This is a genomic window from Sphingomonas sp. IC081, from assembly GCF_006874585.1.
In the GTDB taxonomy this organism is placed as follows: domain Bacteria; phylum Pseudomonadota; class Alphaproteobacteria; order Sphingomonadales; family Sphingomonadaceae; genus Novosphingobium.
In genome coordinates this window covers 80,427-87,592 of the sequence record NZ_CP029764.1, presented here as the reverse complement: position 1 = coordinate 87,592, position 7,166 = coordinate 80,427, and the positions used below count along the sequence as shown (strand labels likewise).

Below are 7,166 nucleotides of genomic sequence, written 5' to 3'. Positions count from 1 at the left end.
AAGAAACCGAACCTGTGTATCGGAAGGTTCTCGCGATTAACATTAACCGCTTCTTGGCCTTAAGACGGCTCAAGAAAAAAGACCTCGCGGAGAACGCGGGGCTGTCTGTGTCCTTCGTATCTGACGTTACAGCCGGTAAGGGAAACCCGTCGCTCGAAACAATCGCCGCCATCGCAAATGCTCTGGAAGTCCCGCTCGTCGCGCTACTGGAACCGCCGCCTATCGGCACCGATGGCTGGGACGCCAGCCTAGCCGATACCTTATCAAAAGAAGATAAAAAGCTGGGGCTTCCTCCCGGTTATAAGCGCGTTTCCGCTATCGTCACGGATCATCAAGCGTTTCAGATAGCACAATGGCACAAGGCTGCCCACGCTAAGTTGCGTCGGTCCTGACAATCCCCCCAATCTGAACCTAATTCTTTGCAATCGTTCTGGTTGCCTCCATGAAAATTCCGGTATATCCCTTGCGTCCATTTTGTTTTGGCAGGGACGGTGCTTCATGGAGGCCAAGGGGGAACCCGCTCAAGATACGGTAAAAGAGCGTGCGAAGGAGATGCTTCGCCGCTCCATGCAACCGCTTATGTTGGATGCGCTTGCCGACCCCAAGACCGTTGAGCTGATCCTGAACGCCGATGGCAAGCTATGGCTGGAACGCCTTGGCGAACGCATGATCTGCATCGGTAAGGTCGCCCCAAGCCGGGCCGAGGCGATCATCAAGGCGGTCGCTGGCTATCATAACAAGGAAGTGACGCGGGCCTCCCCGGTTCTGGAAGGCGAGTTTCCTATAGATGGCTCGCGCTTCGCCGGACAGATGCCCCCGGTCGTGCCCGCGCCGACCTTCGCCATCCGAAAACGCGCCGTGGCGATCTTTACCCTCGAACAATATGTGGAGGGCGGGATTATGACGGCGGAGCAATGCAGCCTCATCCATGAGGCTATCCGCGCGCACCGCAACATTCTGGTGATTGGCGGCACCGGCAGCGGCAAAACAACGCTAGTGAATGCCATTATCAACGGGATGGTGGACGCGGACCCGACCGAACGGCTCGTAATCATTGAAGATACCGGCGAGATTCAATGCGCCGCTGAAAACTACGTCCAGTTCCACACGTCCCCGCAAATCACCATGACGGCGCTGCTCAAAACCACGCTGCGGATGCGGCCCGATCGTATCCTAGCCCGCCTTATTCACCAAAAGTGTCCTGAAGGGTTGGCGGGAGTGGCGTAAGCCTCTGATCTGAATTAGGAACTGGGTGTCTAAGCCGAACCTGCCGCAGGGCAGAAAATGCCACGGGCCACACCCGCCATGAACGATGATATCGCAAGCTCATTTGGATTCCCAGCAGTCGGCCGCAAGAAAATCACAGCTGCGTTCGACGGTGGCCGGCTTACCTCGGATGGCGGTGTTCTACTGCTTGCACAGGCCGAGCGCGCGATGGGGATTTGCCAGCGCCTGGCGGCTTGTATTGCCGATCCGCGCGATCCAGCGCGGGTGATCCATCGCCTGGATGACATTCTGCGTGCCCGTGTGTTCGCGATTGCGTGCGGCTATGAGGATGCCGATGATCTCGATGCTCTGCGCGACGATCCAGGCTTCCGCCTGGCGCTCGGCAAGCTGCCGGAATCGGGCGCGGGGCTGGCCAGCCAACCGACGATGAGCCGGTGGGAAAATGCACCGACTACGCGCGAACTGGCCAGCATGATGGCCGCGATGATCGACATCTACTGCGCCAGCTATCCCGCCCCTCCGACAGCGGTCACGCTGGATATCGACGACACGTGCGACGTCGTGCATGGCTATCAACAGCTCTCGTTCTGGAACGGGCATCATGGGGAGCGCTGCTTCCTACCGATCCATATCTACGACACCGCGACCGGCAGGCCGGTGGCCATGCTGCTGCGCACAGGCAAGACGCCTTCTGGAAAGGAGGCGGCGGGGCACATCCGACGCCTGGTGCGTCACCTGCGCCGTAATTGGCCCGATACCCACATCACTATCCGCGGCGACGGGCACTATGGTCGACCCGAGGTCATGGCCTACTGCGATGCGGCCCGCGTCGATTACGTGTTCGGCCTGCCCACCAATTCAGCGCTGCGCGCCGATCCCGCCATTGTTGCGGTCGCCGATGCCTGCGCGGTCAAGCGCGCCCAGCGTCAGTGTCCCGTCCTGCGCAACTATGCCGAGACCCGCTATGGGGCAAAGACCTGGAAGTGCCAGCGTCGCGTCGTTGCACGGATCGAGGCCAGCACGCTGGGCATGGACATCCGCTATGTCGTCACCTCGTTGGCAACAGGATCGGCCGAGCACATCTACGACACGCTCTACTGCGCGCGTGGTCAGGCCGAGAACCTGATCAAGCGCCACAAGTCCCAGCTCGCCAGCGACCGAACCTCGTGCCGCTCGGCCAATGCCAATCAGATGCGCCTGATACTGCACACTGCCGCATACTGGCTGCTATGGCGCATCCAGCAGGCGATGCCCAGGACCGCTGCTCTGGCAAGCGCGGAGTTTACCACCTTGCGCCTGCGGCTGCTCAAGGTCGCTGCGCGCGTCGTAGAAAGTGCTAGCCGCATCCGCATTGCCTTCGCTTCCGCCTGTCCGGATGCCGACCTGTTCCGCGCCCTCGTTCTCCGGCTGAAGCCTGCGCCGACGTAGCCCATGCGGCAGCGCCGCAGAACTCCGAGCCCAGCCCTTCAACCCGAAAAGCCCATCAATCCGAATGCGGTGAAACAAACGCCAGCGATGCCGGTCGTCCGCGCAATACAGCCAGCCGCAGCAAATGCCCAGAGCGGGCCCGAAACCGAGCGTCGTGAATAAGAGAGGCTAGTGGGCGAGGTGCGCGGCCCGGAAGCCCTCGACCTGCTCATGGCGTGGAACACCGGCCACGAGGGCGGAGCGGCCACGCTGCACGCCAACAACGCCGAAGCGGGCCTTAGCAGGCTCCAAATGCTCATCAGTATGCACCCCGATTCACCACGGCCGATTGAGCCGCTGATTGGTGATGCGGTGCATTTGATCGTCCACATCGCGCGCACGCCAGAGGGTCGCCGCATTGAAAGCCTGCTGGAAGTCGGGGGCTTCGTGGATGGGAAATACATTTTGCGCAAACTGTGAAGGAGCATGACATATGACGTTGTTTTGGAATGACGCCGCCGCCCGCCGTAAGGCGCTCATATGGGGTATGCTGGGGCTGGCGCTCGTCATGCTCCTGCTCTGGCCTCACGCGGCTTGGGCCTCGGATACCACGGGCGGCCTGCCTTACGAATCCTATCTGACCAAGGTGCGCCAGTCGATGACCGGCACCGTCGGTTATACCTTCGCCCTCGTCGGCATCGTCGTTGCCGGTGGTGTCCTGATCTTCGGCGGCGATCTCAACGGCTTTGTGCGAACGCTGTTGCTGATCGTCCTCGTCGCCTCGATGCTCGTCGGCGCTAACTCGGTCCTGTCCTCCATCACGGGCGGCGGTGCGGTGATTACCGGCACCGCTTCGCCCGCGCTGGCAGGCTAAAGGGGAGGGCCGGTCAACATGGCTCTGCGATCAGTGCCTATTCGCCGCTCTGGCGTCCGCAACAATCTGTTTTTGGGTGGGGACCGCGAGCTGGTCATGCTCACGGGCCTAGCGTCGATGGCGCTGATCGTTCCGGCCATCAATTCCTTGAAGGCGTGGGCCGCTGGCCTGCTGATCTGGTTTGCAGGCGTGTGGGCCTGTCGTCTCATGGCGAAATCGGACCCGCTGATGCGGTTCGTTTACATGCGGCACCGCACCTATCGCCCCTACTACCCGGCTCACTCCACGCCCTTCCGCAAGAACGGCCGCCTGCAATTCCGCCGCTACCGGCAACCGGGGAAGAAAAAATGATCCAGACAATCGCTGTCGTCATAGCGATCTTCGGGGCGGCCCTGCTCGCGGTCCTCGCCTTTGCGTCCTTCGCCAACGCGGCCGAACGCAAGCTGGCCCGGTATCGCTCCAAGGATGAAGGGCTTGCCGATCTGCTCAACTATGGGGCGATGGTCGATGATGGCGTAATCGTCGGCAAGAACGGCTCGTTCATGGCCGCGTGGATTTATGAGGGCGACGATAACGCCAGCTCCACGGGCTGACTACACGAAAGTGCGTTTTACGTACGCCAGGGGGGAACCTTTGGCGAACGCGGGTGAATGGCATCATGCGGCCAGGAGCGAGGAAGGCGTGCGCAACGGGCGGAGCTGGCCGGGATCGGGGCGGCTTTCGACATTCCAGCGATAGTCGCCGGTGAGCGAGATATGCTCCCATCCCAGCGGGGCGATATGGCGCGCAACGTCCTCCGGGATCGCCAGCGCCCCGACCGCCCGTTCGAGATAGCGGGTGTTCCACAGGATGATGGCGGCCACGAGGAGATTGAGGCCGGAGGCGCGATAGGTCTGGTTCTCGAACCGCCGGTCGCGCAGCTCGCCGAGCTGGTTGAAGAAGAGCGCGCGGGCGAGCGCGTTGCGGGCCTCGCCCTTGTTGAGACCGGCCTGGGTGCGCCGGCGCAGGTCGAGATCGCGCAGCCAGTCGAGCATGAAGATCGAGCGCTCTATCCGCCCGACCTCGCGCAAGGCCAGCGCGAGTCCGTTCTGGCGTGGGTAAGCGGACAATCTGCGCAGCATCGCCGAAGCGGTGGCGGTGCCGCTGCGGATCGAAGTGGTGAGGCGCAGCAGTTCGTCCCAATGGGCGGCGACATGCCCGATGGCTACCGGATCGCCGGTCATACCGGCCAGCAGCGGCCCCGCTTCCTGGCCCGGCAGTAGATGCAGGCGCCGGTCCTTCAGGTCGCGCAGGCGCGGCGCGAAGCGGTAGCCGAAGAAGGGCATGAGGCCGAACACATGGTCGGATGCGCCGCCGGTATCGGTGTAATGCTCTTCGATCGACAGGCCGGTGGCATGGTATAGCAGCCCGTCGAGAACATAGGGAGCCTCGCCGGCGGTCGCCGCGATCACGCGGCTCGAGAACGGATCATATTGGTCCGAGACGTGGGTGTAGAAGCTGACGCCGGGTTCATTGCCGTTGCGCGCATTGATGTCGCCGATCGCGGCGCCGCGCCCGCCCGCATGGAAGAGCTGGCCGTCACTGGAAGAGGTGGTGCCGTCGCCCCACAGCGCGGCCAACGGCACGGTGCGGTGAACGTCGATCAACCGCCCCAGCGCCTCGCTATAAGCGGCTTCGCTGATATGCCAGTCGTGCAGATGGGCGAGCTGACGCAGGGTCGCGCCCTGACAGGTCTCGGCCATGCGCGTCAGCCCGAGATTGATGCCATCGGCCAGGATCACGGTCAGGAGCGCGTTACGATCGTCCGCCACGCGACCGGAGCGGCGATGGGTGAAGCACTCGGAAAAGCCAGTCCAGCTATCGACCTCCAAAAGGAGATCGGTGATCTTCACGCGTGGCAGCCGATCATAGGCGACGCGGCGCATATTCTCTGCATCCGGCGGCGTGATCGCCTTGAGCGGGGATACGACAAGGCCATTGTCGTCAAGGCGCACCTGGGGCAGTTCTCCCTGTCGAGCGAGGATCGTCACCCGCTCGATCGCGGTGTCGAGACTGGCGCGGCGACCGGCGACGAAGCTGTCGAAATCAGTATCGATCGCCAGTGGCAGCGGTCCTCGCGCGCGCATCGCATCGAAGGTTGCAGGCGGCAGGAGATAGCTGTCGAAGGCGCGATAATGACGGCTCGCCGCCACCCATATGTCGCCGGCGCGCAGCCGGTCGCGCAGTTGGGTGAGCACGCACAGCTCATAGGCGGCGCGGACGACCACGCCATCGCGCAGCACGAACGGCCGCCATGACGGCGGCACGAAGCGGAGCGGTGGGTTATCGGGCAGGCGCCGTCGTCCGGTGCGATAAATGTCGGCGATCAGCCGAACCGCATCGAGCAAGCCCTGCACCGCACCGGCCCCGCGAAACTCAAAGGCGTTGAGGAACGGCCCGATCACGGAGCGCAGCGAGCGCTGCCGTTCGATCAGTTCCGCCGTGCGGTCGATTGTTTCCGGCGCGATCAGTAGCTCGGCGTCCACGACCGCCGTTCCCAACCTTTCCCAGTCGATCGAACTGATGGCGGCAAGAGAATCGACGCCTCGCGCCCGCGCGTCGAGCAATGTCCGGCATGAGCCGGTGAGCAGGCGAAGCTGCGCCTGCAATGACCGGATCGTGCCGATCGCCTTGTCCTTGGTCCGATTCTCGGCCCGTCGCATCATGCTCCCCAGGAGCTTGTCCATCATCGTCAGCACCGCATCGGTCAGGCTTTCCTCAAGCCGGATGCCGGCAGCGACAAGGATCGCATGACGGCGTAGGTCGGGCAGTTCCGCCAGATGCTGCGGCGTGATGCGCGCCGCCTCGTCGGCGATCCGGTCGAATGCCGCCTGCGGGATGGTCGCGGCGCGCGAGGCCGCCAGGCCCAGCGCGCGAACTTGGTCGAGCCGTTCGATCAGTCGCAGGATATTGCGCGGGGCCGGCGATAGGGGCGGGTTGCGCAGCCATGAGAGCCAGGTCGCGCTTTTGTCGTCGCGCCGCGACAGGAGGGCGTCGAGCGTCGCGCGTTCGGGTTCGCCGAGATCTCCGGCGAGCACGTCATGGACCAGATCTCCGGCCTGCTGCCGCGCCCGTCGCACTATCGCCTCAATCACCGTCACGGGCGGCAGCAGCAATCGCCGGCGTCGCATCTCGTCGATGACGATGCCCGCAAGCCGCGAGGACTGGGTGACGGTCTGCGCGATCGGCATGGCGAACGCGACCAGCGCGTGGAAATCCGCACGACTGAAAACGAGATGACCGAAGCGCCGCGACAGGTCGGCGAGGTGCGACCGCCGCGTTTCGTCGCGGCGGGCATAGTCGCGCCATGATGCGGGCGACACATCCAACTGATGGGCCACGAACGCGAGGATCGGCATGGGCGGCACTTCGCCGGCTTCCAGCACGCGCCCCGGCCAGCGCAGATACAGCATCAGCATCGCATAGCCGAGACGGGTGACGTCGCCACGCCGGGATGCGATCAGTTCGAGGTCGTCACGGGTCAAGGTGAAGTGACGCGCGATCTCGCGTTCATCGAGCGACGGATCATAATGGCCCGCAAGCATCTCGCGGGTTAGCAGGTGTCTTCTGGCCAAGGTCGAACCCCTCCATGTCGCTGTCCGTCAGACGTCCGTTGGAC

Annotated in this window: 5 protein-coding genes and 3 pseudogenes; 7 read left to right on the top strand and 1 reads right to left on the bottom strand. The window is 63.5% G+C overall.

Annotation, left to right across the window (positions count from 1 at the left end; all coding sequences use genetic code 11):
• Positions 1-14 precede the first annotated feature (14 nt).
• The 7 genes and pseudogenes from DM450_RS23815 to DM450_RS24280 form a co-directional block, all read left to right on the top strand.
• Complete coding sequence (locus DM450_RS23815) at positions 15-392, top strand: helix-turn-helix domain-containing protein (RefSeq protein WP_026149852.1); 378 nt, start codon at positions 15-17, stop codon at positions 390-392.
• 187 nt (positions 393-579) lie between these two features.
• Positions 580-1,176, top strand: a pseudogene (locus DM450_RS24305) (ATPase, T2SS/T4P/T4SS family); the annotation flags it as partial.
• Between the two features lie 129 nt (positions 1,177-1,305).
• Positions 1,306-2,655 carry an IS1380-like element ISSp1 family transposase gene (locus DM450_RS24300; protein ID WP_013039775.1) on the top strand — a complete coding sequence of 450 codons (1,350 nt, stop codon included), beginning with the start codon at positions 1,306-1,308 and terminating at the stop codon, positions 2,653-2,655.
• A 168-nt stretch (positions 2,656-2,823) separates the two neighbouring features.
• Positions 2,824-3,114: pseudogene (locus DM450_RS24295) on the top strand (ATPase, T2SS/T4P/T4SS family); the annotation flags it as partial.
• A gap of 13 nt (positions 3,115-3,127) precedes the next feature.
• Complete coding sequence (locus DM450_RS24290; RefSeq protein ID WP_006964400.1) at positions 3,128-3,508, top strand: TrbC/VirB2 family protein; 381 nt, start codon at positions 3,128-3,130, stop codon at positions 3,506-3,508.
• A gap of 18 nt (positions 3,509-3,526) precedes the next feature.
• Positions 3,527-3,859, top strand: a complete 333-nt coding sequence (locus tag DM450_RS24285) for a conjugal transfer protein TrbD (protein ID WP_026149854.1) — start codon at positions 3,527-3,529, stop codon at positions 3,857-3,859.
• A pseudogene (locus DM450_RS24280) lies at positions 3,856-4,095 on the top strand (hypothetical protein); the annotation flags it as partial. The gene DM450_RS24285 and the pseudogene DM450_RS24280, both read left to right, overlap by 4 nt.
• A 69-nt stretch (positions 4,096-4,164) precedes the next feature.
• On the opposite strand, the gene DM450_RS24275 reads toward DM450_RS24280, so the two are convergent.
• Positions 4,165-7,122: a Tn3 family transposase gene (locus DM450_RS24275; protein WP_142639904.1), complete on the bottom strand. Its 2,958-nt coding sequence runs from the start codon at positions 7,120-7,122 to the stop codon at positions 4,165-4,167.
• Between the last annotated feature and the right edge of the window lie 44 nt (positions 7,123-7,166).

Bases quoted from the DNA above. Each gene is read 5' to 3' on its own strand.
- DM450_RS24300 (WP_013039775.1), top strand. From the start codon at position 1,306: ATGAACGATGATATCGCAAGCTCATTTGGATTCCCAGCAGTCGGCCGC.
- DM450_RS24290 (WP_006964400.1), top strand. From the start codon at position 3,128: ATGACGTTGTTTTGGAATGACGCCGCCGCCCGCCGTAAGGCGCTCATA.
- DM450_RS24285 (WP_026149854.1), top strand. From the start codon at position 3,527: ATGGCTCTGCGATCAGTGCCTATTCGCCGCTCTGGCGTCCGCAACAAT.